This is a genomic window from Achromobacter sp. HNDS-1 (assembly GCF_040084795.1).
In the GTDB taxonomy this organism is placed as follows: domain Bacteria; phylum Pseudomonadota; class Gammaproteobacteria; order Burkholderiales; family Burkholderiaceae_B; genus Achromobacter; species Achromobacter ruhlandii.
Map to the genome: position 1 here is coordinate 1,641,401 of NZ_CP157584.1, position 26,089 is coordinate 1,667,489.

Annotated in this window: 24 protein-coding genes and 3 rRNA genes; 17 read left to right on the forward strand and 10 right to left on the reverse strand. The window is 65.3% G+C overall.

The window, feature by feature from the left end:
- Positions 1 to 30: 30 nt before the first annotated feature.
- The 3 genes from ABFG95_RS07470 to ABFG95_RS07480 form a co-directional block, all read right to left on the reverse strand.
- On the reverse strand, positions 31 to 903 hold the full coding sequence (locus ABFG95_RS07470) for a phosphonopyruvate hydrolase (protein WP_348995702.1): 873 nt from the start codon (positions 901 to 903) through the stop codon (positions 31 to 33).
- Positions 904 to 997: 94 nt separating this feature from the next.
- Positions 998 to 1,546 (reverse strand): hemerythrin domain-containing protein, encoded by a 549-nt coding sequence (locus ABFG95_RS07475; RefSeq protein ID WP_059272196.1) that lies wholly within the window; start codon positions 1,544 to 1,546, stop codon positions 998 to 1,000.
- 11 nt (positions 1,547 to 1,557) lie between these two features.
- A complete protein-coding gene (locus ABFG95_RS07480) occupies positions 1,558 to 2,718 on the reverse strand; it encodes a D-alanyl-D-alanine carboxypeptidase family protein (protein WP_081330321.1) in 1,161 nt (386 codons plus the stop codon).
- 73 nt (positions 2,719 to 2,791) lie between these two features.
- Here ABFG95_RS07480 and ABFG95_RS07485 point away from each other — a divergent pair, with 73 nt between their 5' ends.
- From ABFG95_RS07485 to ABFG95_RS07535, 11 genes are all read left to right on the forward strand, one after another.
- Positions 2,792 to 3,133 carry a hypothetical protein gene (locus tag ABFG95_RS07485; protein WP_141702414.1) on the forward strand — a complete coding sequence of 114 codons (342 nt, stop codon included), beginning with the start codon at positions 2,792 to 2,794 and terminating at the stop codon, positions 3,131 to 3,133.
- Positions 3,117 to 3,575 carry an HU family DNA-binding protein gene (locus ABFG95_RS07490; protein ID WP_049072689.1) on the forward strand — a complete coding sequence of 153 codons (459 nt, stop codon included), beginning with the start codon at positions 3,117 to 3,119 and terminating at the stop codon, positions 3,573 to 3,575. Before ABFG95_RS07485 ends, ABFG95_RS07490 begins: the two co-directional genes overlap by 17 nt.
- Positions 3,576 to 3,755: 180 nt before the next feature.
- Positions 3,756 to 4,268: a MarR family transcriptional regulator gene (locus ABFG95_RS07495; RefSeq protein ID WP_049072687.1), complete on the forward strand. Its 513-nt coding sequence runs from the start codon at positions 3,756 to 3,758 to the stop codon at positions 4,266 to 4,268.
- Between the two features lie 34 nt (positions 4,269 to 4,302).
- Positions 4,303 to 5,517 carry an MFS transporter gene (locus ABFG95_RS07500; RefSeq protein ID WP_054416356.1) on the forward strand — a complete coding sequence of 405 codons (1,215 nt, stop codon included), beginning with the start codon at positions 4,303 to 4,305 and terminating at the stop codon, positions 5,515 to 5,517.
- Positions 5,518 to 5,603: 86 nt separating this feature from the next.
- The gene (leuS, locus tag ABFG95_RS07505; protein ID WP_049072685.1) at positions 5,604 to 8,261 is read left to right on the forward strand and encodes a leucine--tRNA ligase; all 2,658 of its coding nucleotides are present in this window, start codon (positions 5,604 to 5,606) and stop codon (positions 8,259 to 8,261) included.
- Positions 8,262 to 8,272: 11 nt separating this feature from the next.
- Entirely contained in the window at positions 8,273 to 8,935 is a 663-nt protein-coding gene (gene lptE / locus ABFG95_RS07510; protein WP_049072684.1) for an LPS assembly lipoprotein LptE, read from the forward strand.
- A 3-nt stretch (positions 8,936 to 8,938) separates the two neighbouring features.
- Positions 8,939 to 9,997 carry a DNA polymerase III subunit delta gene (gene holA, locus ABFG95_RS07515; RefSeq protein ID WP_049072683.1) on the forward strand — a complete coding sequence of 353 codons (1,059 nt, stop codon included), beginning with the start codon at positions 8,939 to 8,941 and terminating at the stop codon, positions 9,995 to 9,997.
- Positions 9,998 to 10,107: 110 nt separating this feature from the next.
- Positions 10,108 to 11,373, forward strand: a complete 1,266-nt coding sequence (locus ABFG95_RS07520) for a glutamate-5-semialdehyde dehydrogenase (RefSeq protein ID WP_232732946.1) — start codon at positions 10,108 to 10,110, stop codon at positions 11,371 to 11,373.
- Positions 11,374 to 11,429: 56 nt separating this feature from the next.
- Entirely contained in the window at positions 11,430 to 11,810 is a 381-nt protein-coding gene (locus ABFG95_RS07525) for a hypothetical protein (protein ID WP_169536588.1), read from the forward strand.
- 5 nt (positions 11,811 to 11,815) lie between these two features.
- Positions 11,816 to 12,598: a fumarylacetoacetate hydrolase family protein gene (locus ABFG95_RS07530; protein WP_068956766.1), complete on the forward strand. Its 783-nt coding sequence runs from the start codon at positions 11,816 to 11,818 to the stop codon at positions 12,596 to 12,598.
- Between the two features lie 32 nt (positions 12,599 to 12,630).
- Positions 12,631 to 13,152, forward strand: coding sequence for a GNAT family protein (locus ABFG95_RS07535; protein WP_054416352.1), 522 nt, complete (start codon positions 12,631 to 12,633; stop codon positions 13,150 to 13,152).
- A gap of 57 nt (positions 13,153 to 13,209) precedes the next feature.
- Here ABFG95_RS07535 and ABFG95_RS07540 read toward each other — a convergent pair whose 3' ends face one another.
- Complete coding sequence (locus ABFG95_RS07540) at positions 13,210 to 14,613, reverse strand: amidase family protein (RefSeq protein ID WP_348995703.1); 1,404 nt, start codon at positions 14,611 to 14,613, stop codon at positions 13,210 to 13,212.
- Positions 14,614 to 14,719: 106 nt separating this feature from the next.
- The gene (locus tag ABFG95_RS07545) at positions 14,720 to 15,586 is read right to left on the reverse strand and encodes a LysR family transcriptional regulator (RefSeq protein ID WP_049072676.1); all 867 of its coding nucleotides are present in this window, start codon (positions 15,584 to 15,586) and stop codon (positions 14,720 to 14,722) included.
- Between the two features lie 132 nt (positions 15,587 to 15,718).
- On the opposite strand from ABFG95_RS07545, the gene ABFG95_RS07550 reads away from it, so the two are divergent.
- Complete coding sequence (locus tag ABFG95_RS07550) at positions 15,719 to 17,131, forward strand: MFS transporter (RefSeq protein WP_348995704.1); 1,413 nt, start codon at positions 15,719 to 15,721, stop codon at positions 17,129 to 17,131.
- Positions 17,132 to 17,143: 12 nt separating this feature from the next.
- Here the strand turns inward: ABFG95_RS07550 and ABFG95_RS07555 are convergent, their stop codons facing one another.
- Positions 17,144 to 17,788, reverse strand: a complete 645-nt coding sequence (locus ABFG95_RS07555; protein ID WP_238908924.1) for a hypothetical protein — start codon at positions 17,786 to 17,788, stop codon at positions 17,144 to 17,146.
- A 122-nt stretch (positions 17,789 to 17,910) separates the two neighbouring features.
- Here ABFG95_RS07555 and ABFG95_RS07560 point away from each other — a divergent pair, with 122 nt between their 5' ends.
- The 3 genes from ABFG95_RS07560 to ABFG95_RS07570 all read left to right on the forward strand — a co-directional run bounded on the left by ABFG95_RS07560 (position 17,911) and on the right by ABFG95_RS07570 (position 19,687).
- A complete protein-coding gene (locus tag ABFG95_RS07560; RefSeq protein ID WP_348995705.1) occupies positions 17,911 to 18,855 on the forward strand; it encodes a 3-hydroxyacyl-CoA dehydrogenase NAD-binding domain-containing protein in 945 nt (314 codons plus the stop codon).
- Positions 18,856 to 19,010: 155 nt separating this feature from the next.
- Positions 19,011 to 19,283, forward strand: coding sequence for a GNAT family N-acetyltransferase (locus ABFG95_RS07565; RefSeq protein WP_049072674.1), 273 nt, complete (start codon positions 19,011 to 19,013; stop codon positions 19,281 to 19,283).
- A gap of 8 nt (positions 19,284 to 19,291) precedes the next feature.
- Positions 19,292 to 19,687, forward strand: a complete 396-nt coding sequence (locus ABFG95_RS07570; RefSeq protein ID WP_049072673.1) for a YchJ family metal-binding protein — start codon at positions 19,292 to 19,294, stop codon at positions 19,685 to 19,687.
- Here ABFG95_RS07570 and ABFG95_RS07575 read toward each other — a convergent pair.
- Positions 19,679 to 20,566, reverse strand: a complete 888-nt coding sequence (locus tag ABFG95_RS07575; protein ID WP_063582964.1) for a LysR substrate-binding domain-containing protein — start codon at positions 20,564 to 20,566, stop codon at positions 19,679 to 19,681. The genes ABFG95_RS07570 and ABFG95_RS07575 overlap by 9 nt on opposite strands.
- 149 nt (positions 20,567 to 20,715) lie before the next feature.
- On the opposite strand from ABFG95_RS07575, the gene ABFG95_RS07580 reads away from it, so the two are divergent.
- Together ABFG95_RS07580 and ABFG95_RS07585 are read left to right on the forward strand one after the other, a co-directional pair.
- A complete protein-coding gene (locus ABFG95_RS07580; RefSeq protein ID WP_169536583.1) occupies positions 20,716 to 21,426 on the forward strand; it encodes a haloacid dehalogenase type II in 711 nt (236 codons plus the stop codon).
- Between the two features lie 126 nt (positions 21,427 to 21,552).
- A complete protein-coding gene (locus ABFG95_RS07585; protein WP_175203320.1) occupies positions 21,553 to 22,317 on the forward strand; it encodes an aldolase in 765 nt (254 codons plus the stop codon).
- Between the two features lie 124 nt (positions 22,318 to 22,441).
- Here the strand turns inward: ABFG95_RS07585 and rrf (ABFG95_RS07590) are convergent.
- From rrf (ABFG95_RS07590) to ABFG95_RS07600, 3 genes are all read right to left on the reverse strand, one after another.
- Positions 22,442 to 22,554, reverse strand: a 5S ribosomal RNA gene (gene rrf, locus ABFG95_RS07590).
- A 176-nt stretch (positions 22,555 to 22,730) separates the two neighbouring features.
- Positions 22,731 to 22,843, reverse strand: a 5S ribosomal RNA gene (rrf, locus tag ABFG95_RS07595).
- A 201-nt stretch (positions 22,844 to 23,044) separates the two neighbouring features.
- Positions 23,045 to 25,925, reverse strand: a 23S ribosomal RNA gene (locus ABFG95_RS07600).
- Between the last annotated feature and the right edge of the window lie 164 nt (positions 25,926 to 26,089).

Genomic DNA, 26,089 nt, shown 5'->3' on the forward strand with positions numbered 1-26,089 from the left:
TCCTTGTATTCTTTTCGATGCCGGGCGCGTTCAGCGCAGGAACCTGCGCTCCAGTTCGCGCATCCCCTTGTCGCCCTGCAAGTCGATGATATCGCGCACCGTGGGCAGGCCGGCATCCACGCCATGGATGCCGCCCTCGGCGCGGATGCGGGCGAAGACCTCGCGCATCGCGCCCACGGCGGCGCGGATCGCGTGATTGCCGTAGATCACCAGCCCCACCTTGCCCAGCGCCTGGATGTCGGCCTCGCGCAACTGCGGATAGGCGGTTGGCACCAGCACCAGCGGCACGCGGCCGGACCAGGCCGCGATGAAGGCCAACACCTCATCCGGCGTGGTCTGCTTGGAATGGATCAGGATGGCATCGGCGCCGGCAGCCTCGTAGGCGGCCGCGCGCGCCAGCGCCTCGGCCTGGCCGAGCCCCGCGATCAGCGCCTCGGTGCGGGCAATGACGCAGAAATCCGGATCACGGCGCGCGGCGCAGGCGGCCTCGATCTTGCCCTGGAACTCGGCGACACGCACCAGTTCCTGGCGGCCGTCGGCGCGCAGGCTGGTGTCCTTGGGAAAGGTCTTGTCCTCCATCACCACGGCCGACACGCCGGCCGCCTCGTACTGGGGCACGGTGTAAGCGACATTGATGGCATTGCCGAAACCCGTATCGATATCGGCGATGACCGGCACGTCAACGGTGGCAGCGATGGCCCGCATCATCTCCAGGTGCTGGCCGGCCGACAGGATGTTGGCATCCGGTAGCGCGTAACTGGCCGACAGTTCGAACCCGCTGCCCCAGATCGCATCGAAGCCCGCCTCGGCCGCCAGCCGGGCCGACAGCGGATTGTGCGCCGACATGGCGTGCATCAGGGAGGGGGCCTGCAATTTCTGGCGAAAGCGCGCGTGACGGTGCATGGCATGAAGGTCTGGTGACCCGGCGCGAAGGGCTCCGGCTGGGGTCATTTAACACTAAAAGCGGGCCCTGCCCACGCCGGGATCTCAACCCGACTCAAGCGGTCCCGCCACCGCGCCGCGCCTTCATCGCCCTGCTGATCGCGGCCAGCGCGTCATCGGCCACCAGGCGCGCGGCCAGCGGCAGCAGTTCATCTTCTTCGCGCCGGATATGCTCGGCATAGGCCTTCGCGAACGCCTCCACCCGCACCGCCGGCAGTTCGGCGGGACGGCCCGCGGCAACCGCTTCCAGGATCTGCCGCAGCGGCGTCCACAGCGCCGCTAGCCGCGCATGATCGGCCACCAGCCCATCCACCAGCGCATGCAGGCAAACGGCATCCGAACCGGCCATGGATTCGATCAGGGCCGGGAACAGGTCCTCCTCCTCGTCCTCATGGTGGTGCCGCGCGGCGGTCTCGAAATAGCGCACGACGGCCGCGGCGGCGACCTGGGCCGCGGCGTCGCTGCCGTGCGCGGGCAAGTGCGCGGCCAGCCGCCGCAGGGTGTCGCACTGGCGCGCAATGCGGCCGTGGCAGGCCGACAACAGGCCCAACGGATCATCAGGGGTCGGCGCCGCCGCCGGCCCGCCGGGAAAACTCACGGCCATGCACACCTCCCTCAGCCCGAATGCCCGCGCCACCACAGGCGAATCGAATCCCAGGCACGTCCGGCCAGGCCGGCCTCATCCACCGGCTCGAGCGCCACCACCGGAAACTGCATGGCGGGCTTGCCGTCGACCATCACGCGCAGCGAACCGACCGTGGCCTGGGCCGCAATCGGCGCCACCAGCGGGTCCTGCGGCGTCCATATCGGCTCGACCTTGGCGCCCGCCGGCACGGTGACGTAGGCGTCCCGCGCAAAACCGGCCTTGAGCGTGTCGGCCTGGCCTTTCCAGACCTCGGGCGTGGCCACCGCCTGGCCCTTTGCGTAGAGCTTGATGGTATTGAACCCCTGGAAGCCCCATTCCAGCAATTCGCGGCTCTCCTGTGTGCGCAGCTTGTCCGACGCGGTGCCCACCACCACCGTGATCAGGCGTCGCTGCTCCTTGCCGTTGGGCCGGTGCGCGGTGGCCACGATGCAGTATCCGGCCGCGTCGGTATGGCCGGTCTTCAGGCCGTCGACGCTCGGATCGAGCCACAGCAACCGGTTGCGGTTGGGTTGCGTGATGTTGTTATAGGTGAAGGTCTTGGCCGAATCGTAGGTCTTGTACAGCTCGGGGTAATCGCGGATGAAGCGCGTGGCCAGGATCGACAGGTCGCTGACCGTGGAATACGTGCCCGGATCCGGCAGCCCGTGGGGACTGGCGAAGTGCGTGCCATGCAGGCCGAGTTGCACGGCGGTGTCATTCATGCGGGCCACGAACGCCTCGACGCTGCCCGACACCGCCTCGGCGAGCGCGATCGCCGCGTCATTGCCGGACTGGATCATCAGGCCGCGCAGCAGCTGGTCCACCGACACCTTGGAGCCCGGCTCCAGGAACATCTTGGAGCTGCCGGGCGGCACTTTCCAGGCGCGCGTCGAGATGGTGACCTTCTGGTCCGGCGACAGCTCCTTGTTGTGGATGGCGCCGAACACCACGTACGCCGTCATGATCTTGGTCAGGGAGGCCGGCTCGATCCGGACGGTGGCCGCGTGCGACGCGATCACCTGGCCGCTGGTCTCATCCAGCAGCAGCCAGGCCTTGGCCGACAGGTCGGGCTGAGGCATCGTTTGCGCCAGGGCGCCTGACATACACGCGGTCGCAACGAGCAGGCTCGCCGCCAACTTCTTCATCAACATAAGGGACTTCACTTCCATGCGGGGTAAGGATGGCACGCGGGCCAGCGCATGCAGGCAGCCCGCGGCCGCCTGCATGCGCTGGCCGACGCGCGGCGCGAAGCATTGGAACACGCCGGCCCGGGATGGTTCAAAAGCCCCTTGCAAAAGCACTTTCGCGCAACGCGCGACGTCGCTGCGCACGGCATTCGCGGCACTGAAAAAATCGCAGCGATTGTCACTGCATTTTGCAGAACCCCTTGCAGAAGGGGTTTTTCTGCCTGGAAAACAACAAAGAATGCGCAAAAGGCCTTGCGAAAGCGGCTACAACCGCCACTCTTCCGCTATCATCGGGCGCGTAGCGTTAAACGCCGATACCCGGCGCGCGCTGCCCCAATGTCCTCAACATACGGATTTTGACCATGGCCACGAAAGCTAAAGCTCCTGCCAAGAAAGTCACCAAGCCCGCCGCCAAGGCGCCCGCAAAGAAGGCTACCGCCGCCAAACCCGCTGTGAAGCCGGCAGCCAAGAAGGTCGTCGCCGCCAAGAAGGTCGCTGCCGCCCCCAAGGCTATCAAGGCTGCTCTGAACAAGACCCAGCTGATCGCCTACATCGTCGAGCAGTCCGGCGTTGAAGCCAAGGCGGTCAAGGCCGTCCTGGCCAGCCTGGAAACCTCGGTGCTGAGCTCCGTGGACAAGAAGGGCGCCGGCGAATTCACGCTGCCGGGCCTGTTCAAGGTTGCCGTGCAGAAGGTTCCCGCCAAGGCCAAGCGCTTCGGCAAGGATCCTTTCACCGGTGAAGAGCGCTGGTTCCCCGCCAAGCCGGCTTCGGTCAAGGTGAAGGTTCGCCCGCTCAAGAAGCTGAAGGACGCCGCGCAGTAATTCCGCACGGTTATCCGGTCAAGCCGGAAAGGGCCTGCCCCGCATGGGGCGGGCCCTTTCTTTTTTCGCGCCCATGTTTTCTCCCGCGGTCCGCCCCATCCCATCGCGCGCGCCTTGCGGGATTTCAGGCCGGCCTGCTAGAATTTATCTTTACGTAAAGATACTTCATATAAAAACATCATGAACGATCTGGTCGACCTGGTGCTGTCGCAGTGGGAGCGGGAATGCCCCAACCTGGACATCTCGCCGATGAGCGTCCTCAGCCGCGTGTTCCGCTTCCACGCCTTCGCCGCGCGCGACGTCGGCCAGGCATTCAAGCGCCACCACCTGCACCAGGGCGAATTCGACGTGCTCGCCACCCTGTACCGCAGCGGCGCGCCGCACGCCATGAATCCGCAGAAGCTGGTCGCCGCGCTGCTGTTGACCTCCGGCGCCATGACCAACCGGCTGGACCGCCTGGAACAGGCCGGCCTGCTGGCACGCACGCCCAACCCCGAGGACCGCCGCGGCGTCATCGTGGCGCTGACCGCCGAGGGCCTGCGCGTCATCAAGCAGGTGCTCAAGGACTACCTGCGCGAACTCGAAGCGCTGCTCGCCCCCCTCAACGCCGCCGAGCGCCGCCAGATGGCCGGCCTGCTGAAGAAACTGCTGATCCCGCACGACCAGGAAACGCCCGGCGGCATCGCCGCCTGAGCCTTCCCCCCGCCACTCCCGACTCCCGCCCCACATGAACGCCGCTCCCGCCCAACCCGCCCCGCTCACCGCGCCCGTCATCCTGCTGATGTCCGTGGCCACCGGCCTGGCGGTCGCCAGCAACTATTACGCGCAGCCGCTGCTGCACACCATCAGCCAGCAGTTCTCGCTGTCCAACGCCACCGCCGGCAGCATCGTCATGATCGCGCAACTGAGCTACGCGCTTGGCCTGATCCTGCTGGTGCCGCTGGGGGATCTGTTCGAACGCCGCGGCCTGATCGTGCTGATGACCCTGCTGTCGTCCGGCGGCCTGCTGCTGTCGGCCTTCGCCCGCAACATCCAGATGCTGATGCTGGGCACCGCGGTGACCGGCATGCTGTCGGTGGTGGCGCAGGTGCTGGTGCCGTTCGCGGCCACCCTGGCGGCGCCGCACGAGCGCGGCAAGGCGGTCGGCACGGTCATGAGCGGCCTGCTGCTGGGCATCCTGCTGGCCCGCACCGCGGCCGGCGTACTGGCCGACCTGGGCAGCTGGCGCACGGTCTACTGGGTCGCCGCGATCCTGATGCTGGGCATGTCCGCCGCGCTCTGGAAGGTGCTGCCGCGCCACAAGAGCCAGGCCGCGATGAGCTATCCGCGCCTGCTCGGCTCGATCTTCCGCCTGTTCGCCGAGGAGCCCCTGCTGCGCGGCCGCTCGCTGCTCGGCGGCCTGCTGTTCGCGGCCTTCAGCATGCTGTGGACGCCGCTGACCTTCCTGCTGTCGGGCCCGGACTACGGCTTCAACAACACCACCATCGGCCTGTTCGGGCTGGCCGGCGCGGCCGGCGCCTATGCCGCCAACCGCTTCGGCAGACTGGCCGACCGCGGCCTGGGCAACCAGGCCACCCGCATCGGCCTGCTGCTGCTGCTGGCGTCGTGGGGCCTGATGGCCTTCGGCCAGGCCTCGGTCATCGCGCTGCTGGCCGGCATCCTGATCCAGGACCTGGCGATCCAGGGCGTCCACGTCACCAATACCAGTTCGCTGTACCGTAGCCGGCCCGAGGCCCGCAGCCGCCTGACGGCCGGTTACATGACCAGCTATTTCATCGGCGGGGCCACCGGATCGCTGGTATCGTCCTGGCTGTACTCCCATTACGGCTGGCCCGGCGTGGTCACCGCGGGCGCGGTTCTGGCGGCCATAACCCTGGCCTACGGCATGCTGGGGGCCAGCGCCCGCATCCCGGAAACCGCCCCGCCCCCTATCCGCGCCTAGCACCTCCTATAATCAGGGGTTTTGGCCGCCCCCGCGCCTGGCGCGCGGGGGCGGTTCACCCATTTTTCGCCATCGCGCACGAGCCCATGCAGGAACGTTACCTCCCCACTACCGTCGAAGCGGCCGCCCACCAAGACTGGCAGGCCCGCGACGCCTATCTGGTCCATGAACACGCGAAGAACCCGGACGGCTCCGAGAAGCCGAAGTTCTACGCCTGCTCGATGCTGCCCTATCCCAGCGGCAAGCTGCACATGGGCCACGTGCGCAACTACACCATCAACGACATGATGGCGCGCCAGCTGCGCATGCGGGGCTACAACGTGCTGATGCCGATGGGCTGGGACGCCTTTGGCATGCCGGCCGAGAACGCCGCCATCAAGTCCAAGGTGCCGCCGGCCAAATGGACCTACGACAACATCGCCTACATGAAGAAGCAGATGAAGGCGATGGGCCTGGCGATCGACTGGTCGCGCGAGATGTGCGCCTGCGATCCCGAGTACTACAAGTGGAACCAGTGGCTGTTCCTGAAGATGCTCGAAAAGGGCGTCGCCTACCGCAAGACCCAGGTCGTGAACTGGGATCCGGTCGACCAGACCGTGCTGGCCAACGAACAGGTCATCGACGGCCGCGGCTGGCGCTCGGGCGCCCCGGTCGAAAAGCGCGAGATCCCGGGTTACTACCTGCGCATCACCGATTACGCCGACGAACTGCTGGGCGCGGTGCAGAACGATCTGCCCGGCTGGCCCGAGCGCGTGCGCCTGATGCAGGAAAACTGGATCGGCAAGTCCGAGGGCCTGCGCTTCGCCTTCCCGCACCAGATCGCCGGCCAGGACGGCCAGTTGATCCAGGACGGCAAGCTGTACGTCTTCACCACCCGCGCCGACACCATCATGGGCGTGACCTTCTGCGCCGTGGCGCCGGAACATCCCCTGGCCACCCACGCCGCGCAGTCGAACCCGGCCCTGGCCGCCTTCATCGAACAGTGCAAGCTGGGCGGCACCACCGAGGCCGAACTGGCCACGCGTGAAAAGGAAGGCCTGCCCACCGGCCTGTTCGTGACCCACCCGATCACCGGCGACCAGGTCGAAGTCTGGGTCGGCAACTACGTGCTCATGACCTACGGCGACGGCGCCGTGATGGGCGTGCCCGCCCACGACGAACGCGACTTCGCCTTCGCCAAGAAGTATGACCTGCCGATCCGCCAGGTCGTGGACGTGGCCGGCAAGGCCTACTCCACCGACGCCTGGCAGGAATGGTACGGCGACAAGCAGAGCGGCCGCACCATCAACTCGGGCAAGTACGACGGCCTGTCGCACAAGGAAGCCGTGGACGCCATCGCCGCCGACCTCGGGGCACGAGGCCTGGGCGAAAAGCAGACCACCTGGCGCCTGCGCGACTGGGGCATCTCGCGCCAGCGCTACTGGGGCACCCCGATCCCCATCATCCACTGCGCGGATTGCGGCCCGGTGCCGGTCCCCGAGAAGGACCTGCCGGTGGTGCTGCCGGACGACCTGATCCCGGACGGCAGCGGCAACCCGCTGGCCAAGAACGAAGCCTTCCTGTCGTGCGCCTGCCCCAGCTGCGGCAAGCCGGCGCGCCGCGAGACGGACACGATGGACACCTTCGTGGATTCGTCCTGGTACTTCATGCGCTACACCTCGCCGGGCAACAACACTGCCATGGTCGACGCGCGCAATGACTACTGGATGCCGATGGACCAGTACATCGGCGGCATCGAGCACGCGGTCCTGCACCTGCTGTACGCGCGCTTCTGGACCAAGGTCATGCGCGACATGGGCCTGCTCAACTTCGACGAGCCCTTCACCAAGCTGCTGTGCCAGGGCATGGTGCTGAACCACATCTACTCGCGCAAGAACGCCCAGGGCGGCATCGAGTATTTCTGGCCCGAGGAAGTCGAGAACGTCTACGACGCGCGCGGCGCCATCGTCGGCGCCAAGCTCAAGTCCGACGGTTCGGACGTGACCTACGGCGGCGTGGGCACGATGTCCAAGTCCAAGAACAACGGCGTCGATCCGCAATCGCTGATCGACACGCTGGGCGCAGACACCGCGCGCCTGTTCGTCATGTTCGCCAGCCCGCCCGAGCAGACGCTCGAATGGTCCGATTCCGGCGTCGAAGGCTCGAACCGCTTCCTGCGCCGCCTGTGGTCGATCAGCTACGCGCAGCGCGACACCGTCGCCCGCGGCCTGGCCGCCGGCGCCGACTGGACCGATGCGCCCGCCGCCGTCAAGGATCTGCGCCGCGAGGTCTACAACCTGCTCAAGCAGGCCGACTACGACTACCAGCGCATCCAGTACAACACCGTCGTGTCGGCGTGCATGAAGATGCTCAACGCCATCGATGACGCCAAGCTGCCGGAAGGCAAGCACGCCGACGCCGCCTACGCCGAAACGCTGGGCGTGCTGCTGCGCGTGCTGTATCCGGTGGTGCCGCACATCACCTGGCACCTGTGGCGCGACCTCGGCTACGCGCACGAGCTGGGCGACCTGCTCGACGCGCCGTGGCCGCACGTCGACGAGGCCGCGCTGGTGGCGGACGAAATCGAACTGATGCTGCAGGTCAACGGCAAGCTGCGCGGCTCGATCCGCGTCGCCGCCAAGGCCGCCAAGGAAGACATCGAAAAACTCGCCGCCGCCCAGGATGAAGTCGCCCGCTACCTGGAAGGCCGCCCGCCCAAGCGGGTCATCGTGGTTCCGGGCAAACTGGTCAACGTCGTAGGCTGATGAGGTCAAGCATGTACTTCGCCGGGCAACACACGCAATCCCCCCGCCAATCCTGGCTGCTGCGCGGCGCCTGCCTGGCGCTGTTCATGCTGATTTCGGCTTGCGGCTTCACGCTGCGCGGCGTTACGCCGCTGCCGTTCGAAACGCTGTATGTCGGCATTGCCGACAACACCCAGTTCGGCGCCGACGTGCGGCGCGCGCTGCGCGCGGCCTCGCCCGACACCAAGCTGGTTGCCTCGCCCAAGGATGCGCAGGCGATCCTGCAGGAAGTCTCCAACACGCGCGCCCTGCGCGAGGTGTCGCTGAACGCCCAGGGCCGTGTCGAGGAATACGAACTCGGCATCAATTACACCTTCCGCCTGATCGATGCGAAGGGCCGCGCCCTGATCCCGGACACGACCCTGTCGATCTACCGCGAAATGCCCTACGACGACCAGATCGTCCAGGCCAAGCAAGGACAGATCGAAACGCTTTACATCGCCATGCAGCGTGATCTGGTTTCGCGCTTGCTCCGCCGCATGACGGCCCCGGAAGTGCGCAAGGCCTTCGAAAACCGCGAACAGCGGGCGGAAGACGGCGAGACGCCGCTATACGATCCCACCGCTCCGCAGCCTCGCCGCACGCCGACGCCGTGGCAGACGCCGTCCACCACCGACCCGGCCTACACGCGCTGACCGATGGCACAAGTCCTGGACGCGGATCGCCTGGCCGATCACCTGCAGCGGGCCGGCAACCGCCTGGCCCCGCTGTATACGGTGTCCGGTGACGAGCCCCTCCTGGTCACCGAGGCCGTGGATGCGCTGCGCGCCGCCGGGCGCGGCGCCGGTTATACCGAACGCCTGTCGATGGTGATGGACGCGCGCAGCGACTGGAGCGCGGTCATCGCCGCAACCCAGAGCGTGTCGCTGTTCGGCGATCGCCGCATCCTCGAACTCAAGATTCCGACCGGCAAGCCCGGCAAGTCCGGCGCCGATACCTTGGCGCGCCTGGCCGAGCAGGCCGAAAAGCAGGCGGACAACCCGGATACCCTGATCCTGGTGGCGCTGCCGCGCCTGGACAAGGCCACCCGCGAAAGCCGCTGGATGCAGGCCCTGGGCCGTGCCGGCACGATGGTCGACATCCCCAGCATCGAACGCGGCCGCCTGCCCGCCTGGGTCGGCCAGCGCCTGGCGCGCCAGAACCAGCGCACCGACAACGCCACCCTGCAATGGATGGCCGACAAGGTCGAAGGCAACCTGCTGGCCGCCCACCAGGAAATCCAGAAACTGGGGCTGCTTTATCCCGAAGGCCAGTTGGCGCCGGAAGACGTCGAGCGCGCCGTGCTCAACGTGGCCCGCTACGATGTATTCGGCCTGCGCGATGCCATGCTGGCCGGCGATATCGCCCGCACCATCCGCATGATCGACGGCCTGCGCGCCGAAGGCGAGGCCCTGCCGCTGGTGCTGTGGGCGGTGGGCGAGGAAATCCGTCTGCTGGCGCGCGTGGCCGAGGCCCGCAGCCTGGGACAGGACGCCAACGGCCTGATGCGCAGGCTGCGCATTTTCGGGGCGCACGAACGCCTGGCGCTACAGGCGCTCGGCCGGGTCCGCCCCGACGTCTGGCCTGCCGCGGTGCAACACGCCCACGAGGTCGACCGTCTCATCAAGGGCCTGTCGGTGCCGGGGCGGCTATCCGACCCCTGGGAAGAAATGACCCGCCTGGCCTTGCGCGTGGCCGCCGCCGGCAACCGACCGTGAAGGCGGCCCCGGCCGCCACCCCTTCGTCTCCCCCGGCCCCCTGGCCGGATAAACTATCCCTATCCGCAAGCGGCGCCCTGGCCGCCCTCTTTACTATGAACGACGCCGTCATGTCCTCGTCCTCTATCGAACAAGCCATGCTGACCCTGGGCGAGAATGCGCGCCGGGCCTCGCGCGCCATGATGCGCGCCAACAGCGCCGCCAAGAACCAGGCCCTGCTGGCCATGGCCGAAGCGCTGGCCGCCAACCAGGCCGAATTGCTGGCCGCCAACGCCAAGGACGTGGCCGCCGCGCGCGCCAATGGCCTGGAACCGGCCCTGCTCGACCGCCTGACCCTGTCGGAGAAGACGCTGGCGCACATGGCCGAGGGCCTGCGCCAGATCGCCGCCCTGCCCGACCCGATCGGCAGTGTCACCGCCACTACAGTGCGTCCCAATGGCATGCGCGTGGCGCAGATGCGCGTGCCGCTGGGCGTGATCGGCATCATTTATGAATCCCGCCCCAACGTCACCATCGACGCGGCGGCGCTGTGCCTGAAATCGGGCAACGCCGCCATCCTGCGCGGCGGCAGCGAGGCCTTGCACTCCAACGTGGCGCTGGGCCGCATTGTCCAGCTCGGCCTGGCCGCCGCCGGCCTGCCGCAGGACGCGGTCCAGGTGGTCGCCACGGCCGACCGCGCCGCGGTCGGCAAGCTCATCACCATGACCGAGCACATCGACGTCATCGTGCCGCGCGGCGGCAAGGGCCTGATCGCCCGACTGTCGCAGGAAGCGCGCGTGCCGCTGATCAAGCACCTGGACGGCAACTGCCACATCTACATCGATGCGGCGGCCGACCCGGACAAGGCCCACGCCATCGCCTTCAACGCCAAGACCTACCGCTACGGCATCTGCGGCGCCATGGAAACCCTGCTGGTGGACGCGGTGGCCGCCGTCTCGATCCTGCCGAGCCTGGCCGCGGCGCTGACCGAACACGGCGTCGAACTGCGCGGCTGCCCGCGCACCCTGGCGCTGCTGCCGCACGCCAAGCCGGCCACTGATGAAGACTGGGCCACCGAATACCTGGGCCCGATCCTGGCGATCCGCATCGTCGACTCGCTCGACGACGCCATCGAGCACATTGCGCGCTGGGGCTCCGGCCACACCGACGCGATCGTCACCGAAGACCTGTCGGCGGCGCAACGCTTCCAGCGCGAGGTTGACTCCAGCTCGGTCTATGTCAACCTGCCCACCTGCTTCGCGGACGGCTTCGAATACGGCCTGGGCGCCGAGATCGGCATCTCCACCAATCGCCTGCACGCCCGTGGCCCCGTCGGCCTGGAAGGCCTGACCACCCTCAAATGGGTCCTGACCGGCGAAGGCCAGACCCGCGGCTGAACGCCTCTCCTTACCACCCTTAGTTCGCGGCGCTGCCGCGCGTTACCGGAATTTTCATGCACTCACCCGCCATGGCCATGGCCTTCAGCCTTTTCGTGCTGTGCTTCATCACCTGCTCGCTGAGCGGCCTGGTGCTGTTCTTCTTCAAGAGCAAGCAGATCAACGCCGCGCTCAAGCATCCCTATCTTCAGCACCGTCCCTTCGAACAATATCCGCTGGCGATCAAGGCTGCCATCATGCTGGATTATTTCTTCCGCCTGATGTTCCCCGGCACCCGTTTCTGGCTGATCGGCAACGCCAACGACCTGCTGGGCCATGTCGATCCCAAGAAGACGCCGCTGGCCCTGAAATGGCCGATCGTCGGCTTCTGGGGCTCGTGCTGGCTGGGCCTGATCGCCATGATCGTCCTGTGGACCCTGCTGTTCATGGGAATGTGACGCGCATGCGGCTCCAGATCGAAGACTATCCCGGCTGCACCGAAGCGGCCCGCATCCTGATCGCCGCGCGCGAAGCCGGCATCGCCGGTCCGCGCCTGCCGGCAGACTGTCGCCCGCAGACCCAGGGCCAGGCCCTGGCGGTACAGCAGCGCACCGCGCGGTTGCTGCGCGAGACGCGCCAGGACGCCATCGCGGCCTGGAAAAGCGCCTTGCCGTCGCCTGAAAAAACCGTGGTGGCGCCGATCTATGCCTCGTCCGTGGCGCATGGCGATGTCGTCCCCGCCCGCGCGCCGGTGGTACGCATCGAACCTGAAATCGCGTTCGAACTGGCATGCGACCTGCCCACGCGGGACGAACCCTATACCCCTGCCGAGATCGACGCCGCCATCGGCTCGGCCCGCCTGGCCTTGGAGATCCTGGGCTGCCGCTACGCCGCGCCGGAACACGCCAGCCTGCCGGAACTGCTGGCCGACCACATGTTCAACGCCGGCCTGGTGCTGGGACCGCGCATCGCCTCACCCGACGCCGCCCCCGCCAGCATGACCCTTACCCTGTCGGTCGACGGCGCCGAAGTCGAGCAGCACGCCGGCATCCATCCGAACAATCATGCAAAGGCCGGCCTGTACTGGCTCGCCAATTTCCTGCGCGAACAGGGCCTGGGCCTGAGCGCCGGCCAGCACGTCATCACCGGCTCCTACGCCGGTTTCCTGGATGTGCCCGCCAACCGCGACATCGCACTCGCCTACGGCGACCTCGGCGTCTTGAAACTGCGTTTCACTGCCGGGTAAGCTGGTAGCCGCTACCCACCACGGCTTCAACCATGCTGACCCTGCGCCCCTTCTCGACCACGGACTACGCCCAGCTCGCCAGCTGGTTCAAGAGCCTCGCCGAGGTCGTGCAATGGGGCGGATCGCACGTGGCCTATCCGCTCGAAACGGCCGACATGGACGCGATGCTGCGCGAAGGCCAGGCGCAGCCGCCGACACGCCGTTGCTGGATGGCCTGTCGCGACGGCCAGTCAATCGGCCACGCGCAACTGGCGTACGACTGGCGCGATGGCAACGCCCGCCTGGGCCGTGTCGCCATTGCCCCCGAGGCGCGCGGCCAGGGCCTGGCCCGGCCAATGGTGGCCCTGATGATCCGCGAAGCCTTCGGCACGCCAGGCATTGAACGGCTGGAGTTGAACGTGTACATGTTCAATACCCCCGCCATTCGTACCTACCAAGCCCTGGGTTTCACCCTGGAAGGGGTACGACGCTCGTCCACCCGCGCCGGCAATGACCGCTGGGACACCGGCATGATGGGCTTGCTGCGATCCGAATGGCAGGCGGCGCCACGTTGAGCCGCCGTGCCGACCGGCGCTCCCGGCGGCGGGAAGCGGCGGCGCCACCGGCCAGGGTCAACGCGCCGCCGGCTCCGCCAGCGTGACCATCGGCCCGGCCGCCTCGATGGCCTCCCCGGCGGCCAGGCACAGGTCTTCGCGATAGCGTCCCGCCACCACCTGCACTCCCACCGGCCGGTCACCGGCGCTGCCCATGGCCACCGACAACCCCGGCAGGCCCATGAAGGGCAGCCCGATCTGCGTCATCTGCGCGCGCCAGACCCGTTCATAGGCGGCATCGCCCCGCAGATCGAGATTGTCGGTGAAAGGCAGCTCGGCCGACACCGGCAGCAACAGCACCGGATATTGCGCCAGGAACAACTCCCACAGGCGCGTCAGCGTCGCGCGTCGCGTCAGCACCGCCGAGAACTTCGCCATGTCCATGTCCGCCACGCGCGCGCGCTGGCCTTCGAGCGCCGTCAACGCGCCACGGTCGCCTTCCTTGCGTGCCGCCTCGACCATGCCCTCGTAGCCATCGGCCATCCACATGCGGATCTGCAGGTCCGCGGCTTCGCGCAACGGCGGCACCTGGTCGACCGTGTCCACCGCCCAGCCGGCTTCGCTCAGGCGCCGGGCGGCGTCCTGCAATGCCTTGACCACCGCGGGTTCGGTATCCATGCCATCCGGGCTCAGGCACAGCGCCGCCCGGCGCGGCGCCGCGGGTCCGGTCAGCGGCGCGGGGACCCACCATGGATCGCGCGGATCGGGCGCCGCCATCGCGGCCAGCCCCAATCGCAGATCGGCGATGCTGCGGGCCAAGGGTCCGGAAACCGCCGTGATCTGCCCCCCGATGGTGCGCTCGGGCAAGGCCGCGTTGAAGGCGGCCACCCGGCCCAGCGACGGCCGCAGGCCATGCACGCCGCAGGCATAGGCGGGATAGCGGATGGAGCCGGCGATGTCGGTGCCGTGGGCCAGGTGTCCGATGCCTGCCGCCACCGCAGACGCCGCGCCACCGGACGAGCCCCCCGGGGTCAGGGAGGGATTCCGAGGATTGAGGGTGTCGCCGTGCAGCCGGTTGCCGGTGAACCAGCGCAACGAAAACGCCGGCGTATTGGTACGTCCGATAATCACCGCGCCGGCGCGGCGCAGATTGTCGACCACCGGATTGTTGACGCTGGCGACCACGTCCTTCTGCAGCGTCACGCCGTTGGTGGTGGCGTAGCCCGCCTGGTCGACGTTGACCTTGACGGTCACCGGCACGCCAGCCAACGCCCCCGGATCTTCTCCCCGGGCCAGGGCGCGGTCGACCTCGGCGGCCTGGGCCAGCGCGTCGTCGGGACGGTGATCGACCACGGCGTTGATCAGCGGATTCACGGCCTGCAGGCGCGCCAGCGCGCTTTGCGTGGCCTCGACTGCGGAAACATCACGCCGGCGGATGCGGGCGGCAAGCTCTACTGCGGACAAACGCCAAAGTTCGGACAAACGACACTCCTGTTTCGACGACATGGAAGGCGGGCGGCGCAATGCCGCCGGACCGTCAAACCTTAGCGCCCCTCGCCCCTGCCCACAAGCCACGGTTTACCGCAGGTCAGCCGGCTTCGAACACGGCAATGATGGCGTCCGCCACCGCGCGCACCCGCGCCGTACGGTTCAGGTCGCCGTGCATCACCAGCCACAGGTCATAAGGTTCGCTGCGGTTCGGCCAGATCCGCACCAGGTCCGGATACTGCGGCGCCATATGGATCGGCAATTCACCAATGCCCAGGCCCGCGGCCACCGCTTCGATAATCAGCATTCCCGAATTCAGCTCCACCGCGATGCGGCCATTACCCGTCGGCTCGCCACAAAAGGTATCGGACCAGCCCGGCAGCACCGCTTGCTGATATGTCACCAGCGTATGGCCGGCGAACGCGGTGCCGGGACGCGGCTCGCCATGCGCCGCAATGTAGGACTTCGACGCATAGAGTCCGACCTCGCGCCGCGCCAGGTGGCGGTGAATCAGGTCGGGACTGTCCGGCTTGACATTGCGGATGGCCAGATCGGCCTCGCGCCGTGTCAGGTTGCTCAATTGGATCGACGTCGACAGCGCCACCCGGATATCGGGATGCTGGGCATGCAGGCGACGAATGGCCTCCATGATGAAATAGCTGGCGACCGTTTCGGAGGTCGCCAGCCGCACCACGCCCGAGAGCCGGTGATCCAGCCCCTGCATCTGCCGCTGCAACTGGTCGGCCGCCTGTTCCATGCGCTCGGCGGCGGCAAAGGCCTGTTCGCCCGCCGCAGTCGGCACATACCCCGACGGCGTCCGCAGGAACAGGCGCGCATCCAGCGACGTTTCCAACGCCGCCAGGCGGCGCCCGGCGGTGGCCTGGTCGATCTGCAACAGCGCGGCCGCGCCGCGCAGGGTGCCATTGCGATAGATCGCCAGGAAGATCCGTGCATTGTCCCAATCCATGACCCCAGCCTGCTCCCGTCGAGAATATCCACATGATGCGATTTTGCATCACAAGGAAGCGATTATTCCCCTTTTTTGCATCAGGGAAAGCGCCTAATCTGTGCGCCTCGGAAAGCCCCGGAAGTCCCCGCCATGCGCACCGCCTGCTCTGCCCCCTCCGTTCTGCCCCTGCCCGCCAACGCCTCCCCCCGGCCCGCGGCCACTGGATTGCTCCCCCTGGTCACGCTGGCGATCGGTTTCGTCATGGCGATGCTGGACGTCACCGTGGTCAATGTCGCCCTGCCCAGCATTGCGCAGCAATTCACCGTGCCGCTCACCGATCTCGTCTGGATCGTCGATGGCTACACCCTGACCTTCGCCGCGCTGCTGCTAGTGGCAGGCGCCCTGGCCGATCGCTACGGCGCCAAGACCATCTACCTGTGCGGCCTCGGCGTCTTCACACTGGCGTCGCTGCTGTGCGGCATCGCGCCGAATGGCGACCTCCTCATCGCCGCCCGCATGCTGCAGGGGCTGGGCGCCGCGCTCTTCATGCCCAGTTCGCTCAGCCTGCTGACCCATGCCTACGAGGACGAGCAGGTGCGCAACCGGATGCTGGCCGCATGGTCGGCCATCGTGGCGGTGGCCGGCGCCGCGGGCCCGCTGCTGGGCGGCGTACTGATCCATCAGTTCGGCTGGCGCGGCATATTTCTCATCAACCTGCCGCTGGGCCTGGCCGGCCTCTGGCTGGCACGGCAACGCATCCAGGCCGCGCCGAAACGCCCGCGCGCCCTGAACCCGATCAGCCACCTGCTCGGGGTCATCGCGCTGGCATCACTGTGCTTCATCCTGATCCAGGGCAACACCTACGGCTGGTCGTCTGCGCCCATTCTGGCGGCGGTGGCCTTGTGCGTCCTGGCCACCGTGGCGCTGGTGCGCCGTGAACGGCGACACGCCGAGCCGATCCTGCCGCGCGCACTGTTCCAGACCACCCAGTTCGCGGCGGCCAACGGCGTGGGGTTCCTGATCAACCTCGCCGCCTATGGACAGCTGTTCCTGCTCAGCCTGTTCCTGCAGCAGGCGCGCGGCGCCGACGCCCTGGAGACCGGCATCCAGCTGGTGCCCATGCTGGCGGTTTTTTCCATCGGCAACCTGCTATCCAGCCGCGTATCGGCGCGCTGGAACGTTTCGACCGCGTTGCTGGGCGGCATCTCGCTGGCGGCCGCGATGAGCGCGGTCGGCCTCTTCACGTTCGCTCCCGACATGCCCTACTGGCCCTTCGCCATGGTCGTGGCGCTCGCAAATCTGGGCGTGGGCGTCGCCGTGCCCGCCATGACGAGCGTCGTCATGCAGGTGTCGGGCAGGCACCATGCCAACAGCGCCGCGGCCGCGCTGAACGCCAACCGCCAATCGGGGGCCCTGGTGGGCGTGGCACTGATGGGCACCATCCTGCACCTGTTGCCGGACTGGCATGCAAGCCTGCCCGCCGCCTACGCCATCATCGCCGGCGGCTACCTGGGCGCCGGGTTGCTGGTGTGGCGTCATCTACGGGGCACGCGCAACGCGTAGCGCGCGCCTCGCTCAGGCCGGGCCCAGGATCGCCACGCCGCGCCCGGCGAAGAACCGGTCAAAGTCGGCGAGCGACACGCTGGCATCGGCCTGCGCGCCGGACTCCCCGGACGGATTGTGAAAAACCACGTGTTGCGGCGTGGCCCGGGTCACCAGCACCAGGTGGCCGCCCTTGGCGGGCGGCTCGCGGTCCGGCCAGCGGATCCACGGATGCACGGACGCCATGAAGTACTTTGCCTGCGTCATCAAGTCCGGCAGCGCTTCGGCGCGCAGGCCGACCCGCACTTCGGCACGCATGTCGAACTCCTGCGCGACGAAGCGCACGAACGGGGCGTAGATCAGCCCCTTGATGACGCCATCCTCGGCCAGCGTGTAGGCGCCATACGGCAGACTCCGGCGCATCAGGGCCAAGGTCGGATGGACCTCGCCGGACTCCGCCGCCAGCACCATCTTCAGGCAAGCCATGCCACAGACATGACTGGCCCAGCGCGCGTATTCGTCGACATCCCGCGCCCCGGATGCGCGCCACGCCGGATCGTCCTCCAGGCGCAACTCCTTGCGGATGATCGCGCCCGCCAGATCGGCTGATTCCCATTGGCAGAAATACGGTACCGCGGCGCGAGAGCCGGAGCGGGAGGCATTCATGTTGCGCGTCATGTGAAGAAGGAAGTACGGCGGGTGCCGGCATGGAGCGCATCTTGCCGCTCAACGGCGCGCGTGGCAACCCGATCGTCTTTGCTTCACAATGGACCTTCCCTTCGACCCATCCGGAGCGCCGCATGACCGACACGTCCCCCTTCCCCGCCATCCGCCGCGTCGCCATCGTCGGCGCCGGCACCATCGGTGCCAGCTGGGCCGCACTGTTCCTGGCGCACGGACTCGACGTCGTGGTCTGCGATCCCGCGGACGATGCCGAGCCGTTGACGCGCGCGCGCGTTGCCGCGGCCTGGCCAGTGCTGGCGGAACTGGGACGCGTCGCCGCGGGGGCCTCACCCGACGGGCTGCGCTTCGAATCCGACCTGGCCATTGCGTTGCGCGACGTGGACTTCGTCCAGGAGAATGCGCCCGAGCGCGAAGATTTCAAGACCGACCTGTTCGTGCGCATGGACGCATTGCTGCCGCCCCACGCCATCGTCGCCTCCAGCTCATCCGGACTCATCATGAGCCGCCTGCAAGCGCGGTGCGAACATGCCTCGCGCTTCGTCATCGGCCACCCGTTCAACCCGCCGCACCTGATCCCGCTGGTGGAAGTGGTGGGCGGCAGGCAGACCTCCGCCGCCACCATCGACCGCTGCATCGACTTCTATCGCCAGTTGGGCAAGTACCCGATCCGCGTCAACAAGGAAGTCCCCGGCCACATTGCCAACCGCCTGCAGGCCGCGCTGTGGCGCGAGGCTATCCATCTGGCCGCCGAGAACGTCGCCAGCGTGGCCGACATCGACGCCGCCGTATCGCAAGGGCCCGGCCTGCGCTGGGCTTTGTTCGGCCCGCACATGACGTTCAACCTGGGCGGCGGCGCCGGCGGCATGGCGCATTTCATGAAACACCTGCTGGGACCGGTGCAGACCTGGTGGGATGACCTGGGCACCCCCGAGGTCACGCCTGAACTGCAGCGCCGGCTGATCGAGGGCGTCAACGCCGAGGCCGGCACGCGCAGCATCGCCGACCTGGTCGAAACACGCGATGCGCAACTGACCGCGCTGCTGAAAGCGCTGCAGCGCTGACCTTCCCGGAATGCAATCCTCGGGCCTCGCTCCAGCGGGTTCACTCGACCCTCGCCGAAGCACCGTCGCGGCGCCGACGGCCGCGGGTCGCGCCACTGGTATCCTATGAAGGATGCCCGTCCCCCTGGGGCGCCCAATTTCACGCAGGAATTCCCATGGTCTCCGTCATCCACGACACCCAGCACTCCCGCTTCACAACCACGGTCGATGGCGTTCTGTGCGTGCTGGACTACCATCTGCGCGACGGCGTAATGACCATCACCCACACCGGCGTTCCAGGCCAGGTGGGCGGTCGCGGCATCGCCGCCGAACTCACCCGTGTCGCACTGGATTCCGCGCGCGCCCAGGGATGGAAGGTGCGGCCACAGTGCTCCTACGCCGACGTCTACATGCGCCGCCATCCTGAATACAGCGACCTGCTCGCCTGAAGCCCGCCGTGACCACGCCCGACCCGATCGCCTGTCCCTGTGGCTCGGCCAAGTCGTACACCGCCTGCTGCGGCCGCTGGCACGCCGGCCCCTTGGCGCTGCAGGCCCCCACCGCGCAAGACCTGATGCGCTCGCGCTACAGCGCTTTCGTGCTGGACAGGCTCGCCTACCTGCTCGACACCTGGCATCCCAGCACTCGCCCCGCGTCGCTTGAACCCAACCCGCCAGGCCTCAAATGGCTGGGCCTGACCGTCAAGCAGGCTCGCGATCAGGACGCCGACCACGCCACGGTCGAATTCGTCGCGCGCAGCCGCCTCGCCGGACGCGCCAGCAGAATGCATGAAGTCAGCCGCTTCGTGCGTGAAGCCGGTCGCTGGTATTACGTGGATGGCGATCTAAGCTGATGGCGCCAGGCCGGGCGAGGCATTGTCGTCCTGGCCCACTGCCCGCTTCAATACCGCCACCAGGTTAGCCACCGCATCGCCGGCGGCGAGGCGCGCTTCGCCCACGATCGCCAGTTCGGTATTCGGCGCTGGCGCCAACCCCTGCGCGACGCCGAGTATTCCGTGCTCCGGCAGCCGCGCGAACGCCGGCAGCAGTGAAATACCCAGCCCCGCGCTGACCGCCGCCTGCACGCCCGCCAGGCTCTGGCTGTGATACGCGGCGCGCCACGGCCGTCCGGCGCTCTCCAGCGCATAGATCATGCGCTTGCGGTAAATGCATCCGTGCGGGAACAGCACCAGCGGCACCGGCCCCGCCTGCTGCAACAGACGCTTGTCGCCCGCCCAGACGAGGCGTTCAGGCCACGCCGCCAGGCACGGCCCCTCGCCGGGCTCGCGCTTGATCAGCGCCAAGTCCAATTCCCCCGCCGCCAATCGGGCCTTCAGATCCGTGCTCATCCCGCTGCCGGTTTCCAGGCGGATATCCGGATGGCTGGCAGCGAACCCCGCCAGCAATGCCGCGAGGCGCGACACGTCGAAGTCCTCGGGAATTCCCAAGCGGATCGCCTGCACGCGGCGCGGCGCGGACAACACCAGCTCCGCCTCGTCCGCCATCGCCAGCAACTTGCGCGCGTATGCCAGCATCAGCTCGCCATCCGCCGTGGCCGCCACCTGATTGCCCGCGCGGTCGCGCAGCAGCAGTGTCTTGCCGACCGCCTGTTCCAGCTTGCGCACCTGCTGGCTCACGGTGGACTGCGTGCGATGCACGCGGCCGGCGGCTCGCGTGAAGCTGCCTTCGTCCGCGACGCACACAAGGGTCTTGAGCAATTCCAGGTCGAGCATGGGCTATCCGATGGGCGAGAGAGGGCTGAAGGATTCACGCCATGGGATATTCGTGATTCCACTGACCTGAGTACTTTTATTAATTTTACAACTCATGGGGCCCCACCTAAGCTGACCTTTCCCGACCGGCTTTTCAAAAGGAGAATCCCATGCCCCTGGACCACCTGCCCCGCCCACGATGGCTGACCTTCGATTGCTACGGCACCCTCATTCAGTGGGACGAAGGACTACAGGCCGCGGTAGCGCGTATCCTCGCCGCCAACCCCCAACGCCATGCGCCGACACCCGCGCACTTCCTGCACGTCTATGACGAGCACGAACATCGCCTGGAACGCACGCCGCCCCACATGTCCTTCGCCGACATCTCCCGGGAATCCCTGCGCCTGACCATGCGCGACCTCGACCTGGCGTACCGGCCCGATGACGCCGCATTGCTCACGGACAGCATTTCCGCCATGCCACCGTTTCCCGAAGTGGTCGATACACTGGCCGCGCTCAAGCGCGCCGGATTCCGCCTGTGCATCATCTCCAACACCGATGACGGCATCATCGCCGGCAACGTGGCGCAATTGGGTGGCCATATCGACCGCGTCATCACCGCCGAGCAAGCTGGCGCCTACAAGCCGTCGCGGCGGATCTTCGCGCATGCCCACGACAGCCTTGGCGTCACGCCCGATGAAGTGGTGCACATCTGCGCCAGTCCTCACCTGGACCATGCGGCCGCGCGCGATATCGGCTTTCGCTGCGTCTGGATCGATCGTGGCACCGGCCGCCAACCCTTGCCAGACTATCGCCCCGACGCTACTGTATCGACTCTGGATAAAGTCCCCGGCCTGTTCCAACAGGCCGGCTGGATGTAAGGCCGCATGGCCGGCGACACATTCCATCGCCGTCCGGAGCACGCACAAAGCGGCGATCATCCGCGCGCCTTTACGGCGAGCCACTCAACGCACCACTTCCCTGTCGACCAACATTTCGGGCTGCCCATGAACAAAGATCCTCACTTCGCCGATGCGCTGTTCCATGCCGAACGCGTTGCTGGTCTGCGCGCCGACCTGGCACTGGCCCTGCGCGCCGCCGCGGCCCACGGACTGGGCGAAGGGGTATGCAACCACTTCAGCGTGGCGCTACCGGGGGACACTGATCACTTCCTGCTGAATCCCCGCGGGCTGATGTGGCACGAAGTGCAGGCGGAAGATATCGTGCTGGTCGACGCGCAAGGCCGCAAACTGGCCGGCCGTCACGAGGTCGAGCCCACTGCAATGTTCATCCATGCCGCGATCCACCGCATCGCCGGCAAGGCCTGTGTGCTGCACACGCATATGCCTTACGCCACGGCCCTGACGCTCACGGCAGATCGCACGCTGGACACCACGTTGTCGCAGAACGCCATGCGCTTTCATGGCCGGATCGCCGTGGATGGCGAATACAACGGCCTCGCCCTGGACGCCAGCGAAGGCGAACGCATCGCCCGCGCCATGCAGGGCGCCGATATCGCCTTCCTGGGCAATCATGGCGTGGTGGTATGTGGCGAGCGTCTCGACTACGCCTACGACGACCTGTTCTTTCTCGAGCGCGCCTGTACCGCGCAGGTACTGGCGCAGTCCACGGGACGGCCGCTGGTGCCTGTCGCTCCCGGACTCGCCGCCAAGGTCGCCGCCCAGATCCAGAGCGAACGCCTGCAATCGGAGCTGTTCTTCGCCGCTCTCAGGCGTCAACTGCCGGAGACGGCACGACACCAGCCAGGCTGAAGCGGGCGGACCACGGGCGGGGTCACGCGCTTCCAATGCAAGGCCGCCCTGCCATGGGTCTATTCAAGGCCATAAAGAAAAACCCCGCAGGCGTCAGCCTGCGGGGTTTTCTTTTTGAATAACTGCCTGATACTGACCTACTTTCACAGACGTCCGTCCACTATCATCGGCGCGAAGGCGTTTCACTGTCCTGTTCGGGATGGGAAGGAGTGGTACCACCTTGCTATGGGTATCAGGCTTGACCTGCCGAGCATTCCGCCCCAAGGGCGAACGCTCCAATCCTGGGTACTGCATGGCCAGCTTCATGCGCGATGATCAGAGCTTGGCTCAATGATCATGCCGCACGCATAAACGGGCTTTTCACAAAGACAAAACCCCACAGGCGCGAGCCTATGGGGTTTTGAGCAATAAAAGCCTGACGATGACCTACTTTCACAGACGTCCGTCCACTATCATCGGCGCAAAGGCGTTTCACTGTCCTGTTCGGGATGGGAAGGAGTGGTACCACCTTGCTATGGTCGTCAGGCGTAACTGGTTGAGAGATTGTCTTTGAGGGACAACCGCTCCAATCTTGGAAGAAGCGCAACGTGTGGGGGATCAGAGACTGGCTCGATGATCCCGCACAGTGGGTGTAATTGGTGTTGGCTGGCTGCTGACGGGGCAGCCAGATTTTGTATTGAACGACACTTGGAACGCTATATCACCAGGTCATAACCATCAGTGTTATAGGATCAAGCCTCACGAGCAATTAGTATCGGTTAGCTTAACGCATTACTGCGCTTCCACACCCGACCTATCAACGTCCTGGTCTCGAACGACTCTTTAGGGGGATCAAGTCCCCGGGATACCTAATCTTCAGACGAGTTTCCCGCTTAGATGCCTTCAGCGGTTATCTCTTCCGTACTTAGCTACCCGGCAATGCCATTGGCATGACAACCGGTACACCAGAGGTACGTCCACTCCGGTCCTCTCGTACTAGGAGCAGGCTCCGTCAAGTATCCAACGCCCACGGCAGATAGGGACCAAACTGTCTCACGACGTTTTAAACCCAGCTCACGTACCTCTTTAAATGGCGAACAGCCATACCCTTGGGACCGGCTACAGCCCCAGGATGAGATGAGCCGACATCGAGGTGCCAAACACCGCCGTCGATATGAACTCTTGGGCGGTATCAGCCTGTTATCCCCAGAGTACCTTTTATCCGTTGAGCGATGGCCCTTCCATTCAGAACCACCGGATCACTATGTCCTGCTTTCGCACCTGTTCGACTTGTCAGTCTCACAGTCAAGCACGCTTATGCCATTGCACTATCAGCACGATTTCCGACCGTACCTAGCGTACCTTCGAACTCCTCCGTTACACTTTGGGAGGAGACCGCCCCAGTCAAACTGCCCACCATGCACTGTCCCCGATCCGGATAACGGACCAAGGTTAGAACCGCAAACAAACCAGGGTGGTATTTCAAGGATGGCTCCACGTGATCTAGCGACCACGCTTCAAAGCCTCCCACCTATCCTACACAGGCCGGTTCACAGTCCAATGCAAAGCTACAGTAAAGGTTCATGGGGTCTTTCCGTCTAGCCGCGGGTAGATTGCATCATCACAAACACTTCAACTTCGCTGAGTCTCAGGAGGAGACAGTGTGGCCATCGTTACGCCATTCGTGCAGGTCGGAACTTACCCGACAAGGAATTTCGCTACCTTAGGACCGTTATAGTTACGGCCGCCGTTTACCGGGGCTTCGATCAAGAGCTTGCACCCCATCACTTAACCTTCCGGCACCGGGCAGGCGTCACACCCTATACGTCGACTTTCGTCTTTGCAGAGTGCTGTGTTTTTAATAAACAGTCGCAGCCACCGATTCTCTGCGACCCCATCATGCTAAGCGCGCAGGCGCTTCACACTACCGGGGTATACCTTCTCCCGAAGTTACGGTATCAATTTGCCGAGTTCCTTCTCCTGAGTTCTCTCAAGCGCCTTGGAATATTCATCCCGTCCACCTGTGTCGGTTTGCGGTACGGTCTCGTACAGCTGAAGCTTAGAGGCTTTTCTTGGAACCACTTCCAATCACTTCGCAAGCAATGCTCGCTCGTGCCGTACCCTTGATTTACGCGCCCGGATTTGCCTAAGCGCCATCTTCGATACGTCAACAGGGACATCCAACACCCTGATGATCTTCCGCGATCCGTCCCCCCATCGCACTGTACGACGGTGCTGGAATATTAACCAGCTTCCCATCAGCTACGCATCTCTGCCTCGCCTTAGGGGCCGACTCACCCTGCGCCGATGAACGTTGCGCAGGAAACCTTGGACTTACGGCGAGGGGGCTTTTCACCCCCTTTATCGCTACTCATGTCAGCATTCGCACTTCTGATACCTCCAGCAGCCTTTACAAGCCACCTTCGCAGGCTTACAGAACGCTCTCCTACCGCGTGCACAAAGTGCACACCCGCAGCTTCGGTTTATCGCTTAGCCCCGTTACATCTTCCGCGCAGGACGACTCGATCAGTGAGCTATTACGCTTTCTTTAAAGGATGGCTGCTTCTAAGCCAACCTCCTGACTGTCTATGCCTTCCCACTTCGTTTCCCACTTAGCGATAATTTGGGACCTTAGCTGGCGGTCTGGGTTGTTTCCCTCTTGAGTCCGGACGTTAGCACCCGGTGCTCTGTCTCCCAAGCTGTACTTGCGGGTATTCGGAGTTTGCCATAGTTTGGTAAGTCGCCATGACCCCCTAGCTATAACAGTGCTCTACCCCCCGCAGTAATACTTGAGGCACTACCTAAATAGTTTTCGGAGAGAACCAGCTATTTCCAGATTTGTTTAGCCTTTCACCCCTATCCACAGCTCATCCCCTAATTTTTCAACATTAGTGGGTTCGGTCCTCCAGCACGTGTTACCGTGCCTTCAACCTGGCCATGGATAGATCATCTGGTTTCGGGTCTACACCCAGCGACTGAATCGCCCTATTCGGACTCGCTTTCGCTACGGCTTCCCTATTCGGTTAACCTTGCCACTGAATGTAAGTCGCTGACCCATTATACAAAAGGTACGCAGTCACCCCACAAGGAGGCTCCTACTGTTTGTATGCATACGGTTTCAGGATCTATTTCACTCCCCTTCCGGGGTTCTTTTCGCCTTTCCCTCACGGTACTGGTTCACTATCGGTCGATCACGAGTATTTAGCCTTGGAGGATGGTCCCCCCATCTTCAAACAGGATTTCACGTGTCCCGCCCTACTTTTCTCACGCTTAGTTCCACACACAAAATTTCGTCTACAGGGCTATCACCTGCTACGGCCGGACTTTCCATTCCGTTCGACTATCTTGCATGCTAAAACGTGAAGGCTCTTCCGATTTCGCTCGCCACTACTTTCGGAATCTCGGTTGATTTCTTTTCCTCGAGCTACTGAGATGTTTCAGTTCACCCGGTTCGCTTCCACTGACCTATGTATTCAGTCAGGGATACTCCTTACGGAGTGGGTTTCCCCATTCGGACATCTGCGGATCAAAGCTTGTTTGCCAGCTCCCCGCAGCTTTTCGCAGGCTACTACGTCCTTCATCGCCTGTGATCGCCAAGGCATCCACCATATGCACTTAGTCGCTTGATCCTATAACGCTGTAGGCTATAGGACCTGAGTATTAGCGTTTGTGCCGTTCATAAGTTTCAAAGCAGTCTGAGGTTATTCACCCCAGTCTTGAGAACTTGGAACAAAATTAATGCAATCACAACCCGTACCCATCTTCATCAGCAAGCTGATTACTCGATGAGCAC

Excerpts from the sequence above, each read along its gene's own strand:
- ABFG95_RS07470 (WP_348995702.1), bottom strand. The coding sequence starts at position 903 with ATGCACCGTCACGCGCGCTTTCGCCAGAAATTGCAGGCCCCCTCCCTG.
- ABFG95_RS07475 (WP_059272196.1), bottom strand. The coding sequence starts at position 1,546 with ATGGCCGTGAGTTTTCCCGGCGGGCCGGCGGCGGCGCCGACCCCTGAT.
- ABFG95_RS07480 (WP_081330321.1), bottom strand. The coding sequence starts at position 2,718 with ATGTTGATGAAGAAGTTGGCGGCGAGCCTGCTCGTTGCGACCGCGTGT.
- ABFG95_RS07485 (WP_141702414.1), top strand. The coding sequence starts at position 2,792 with ATGCGCTGGCCGACGCGCGGCGCGAAGCATTGGAACACGCCGGCCCGG.
- ABFG95_RS07490 (WP_049072689.1), top strand. The coding sequence starts at position 3,117 with ATGGCCACGAAAGCTAAAGCTCCTGCCAAGAAAGTCACCAAGCCCGCC.
- ABFG95_RS07495 (WP_049072687.1), top strand. The coding sequence starts at position 3,756 with ATGAACGATCTGGTCGACCTGGTGCTGTCGCAGTGGGAGCGGGAATGC.
- ABFG95_RS07500 (WP_054416356.1), top strand. The coding sequence starts at position 4,303 with ATGAACGCCGCTCCCGCCCAACCCGCCCCGCTCACCGCGCCCGTCATC.
- leuS (WP_049072685.1), top strand. The coding sequence starts at position 5,604 with ATGCAGGAACGTTACCTCCCCACTACCGTCGAAGCGGCCGCCCACCAA.
- lptE (WP_049072684.1), top strand. The coding sequence starts at position 8,273 with ATGTACTTCGCCGGGCAACACACGCAATCCCCCCGCCAATCCTGGCTG.
- holA (WP_049072683.1), top strand. The coding sequence starts at position 8,939 with ATGGCACAAGTCCTGGACGCGGATCGCCTGGCCGATCACCTGCAGCGG.
- ABFG95_RS07520 (WP_232732946.1), top strand. The coding sequence starts at position 10,108 with ATGTCCTCGTCCTCTATCGAACAAGCCATGCTGACCCTGGGCGAGAAT.
- ABFG95_RS07525 (WP_169536588.1), top strand. The coding sequence starts at position 11,430 with ATGCACTCACCCGCCATGGCCATGGCCTTCAGCCTTTTCGTGCTGTGC.
- ABFG95_RS07530 (WP_068956766.1), top strand. The coding sequence starts at position 11,816 with ATGCGGCTCCAGATCGAAGACTATCCCGGCTGCACCGAAGCGGCCCGC.
- ABFG95_RS07535 (WP_054416352.1), top strand. The coding sequence starts at position 12,631 with ATGCTGACCCTGCGCCCCTTCTCGACCACGGACTACGCCCAGCTCGCC.
- ABFG95_RS07545 (WP_049072676.1), bottom strand. The coding sequence starts at position 15,586 with ATGGATTGGGACAATGCACGGATCTTCCTGGCGATCTATCGCAATGGC.
- ABFG95_RS07550 (WP_348995704.1), top strand. The coding sequence starts at position 15,719 with ATGCGCACCGCCTGCTCTGCCCCCTCCGTTCTGCCCCTGCCCGCCAAC.
- ABFG95_RS07555 (WP_238908924.1), bottom strand. The coding sequence starts at position 17,788 with ATGACGCGCAACATGAATGCCTCCCGCTCCGGCTCTCGCGCCGCGGTA.
- ABFG95_RS07560 (WP_348995705.1), top strand. The coding sequence starts at position 17,911 with ATGACCGACACGTCCCCCTTCCCCGCCATCCGCCGCGTCGCCATCGTC.
- ABFG95_RS07565 (WP_049072674.1), top strand. The coding sequence starts at position 19,011 with ATGGTCTCCGTCATCCACGACACCCAGCACTCCCGCTTCACAACCACG.
- ABFG95_RS07575 (WP_063582964.1), bottom strand. The coding sequence starts at position 20,566 with ATGCTCGACCTGGAATTGCTCAAGACCCTTGTGTGCGTCGCGGACGAA.
- ABFG95_RS07580 (WP_169536583.1), top strand. The coding sequence starts at position 20,716 with ATGCCCCTGGACCACCTGCCCCGCCCACGATGGCTGACCTTCGATTGC.
- ABFG95_RS07585 (WP_175203320.1), top strand. The coding sequence starts at position 21,553 with ATGAACAAAGATCCTCACTTCGCCGATGCGCTGTTCCATGCCGAACGC.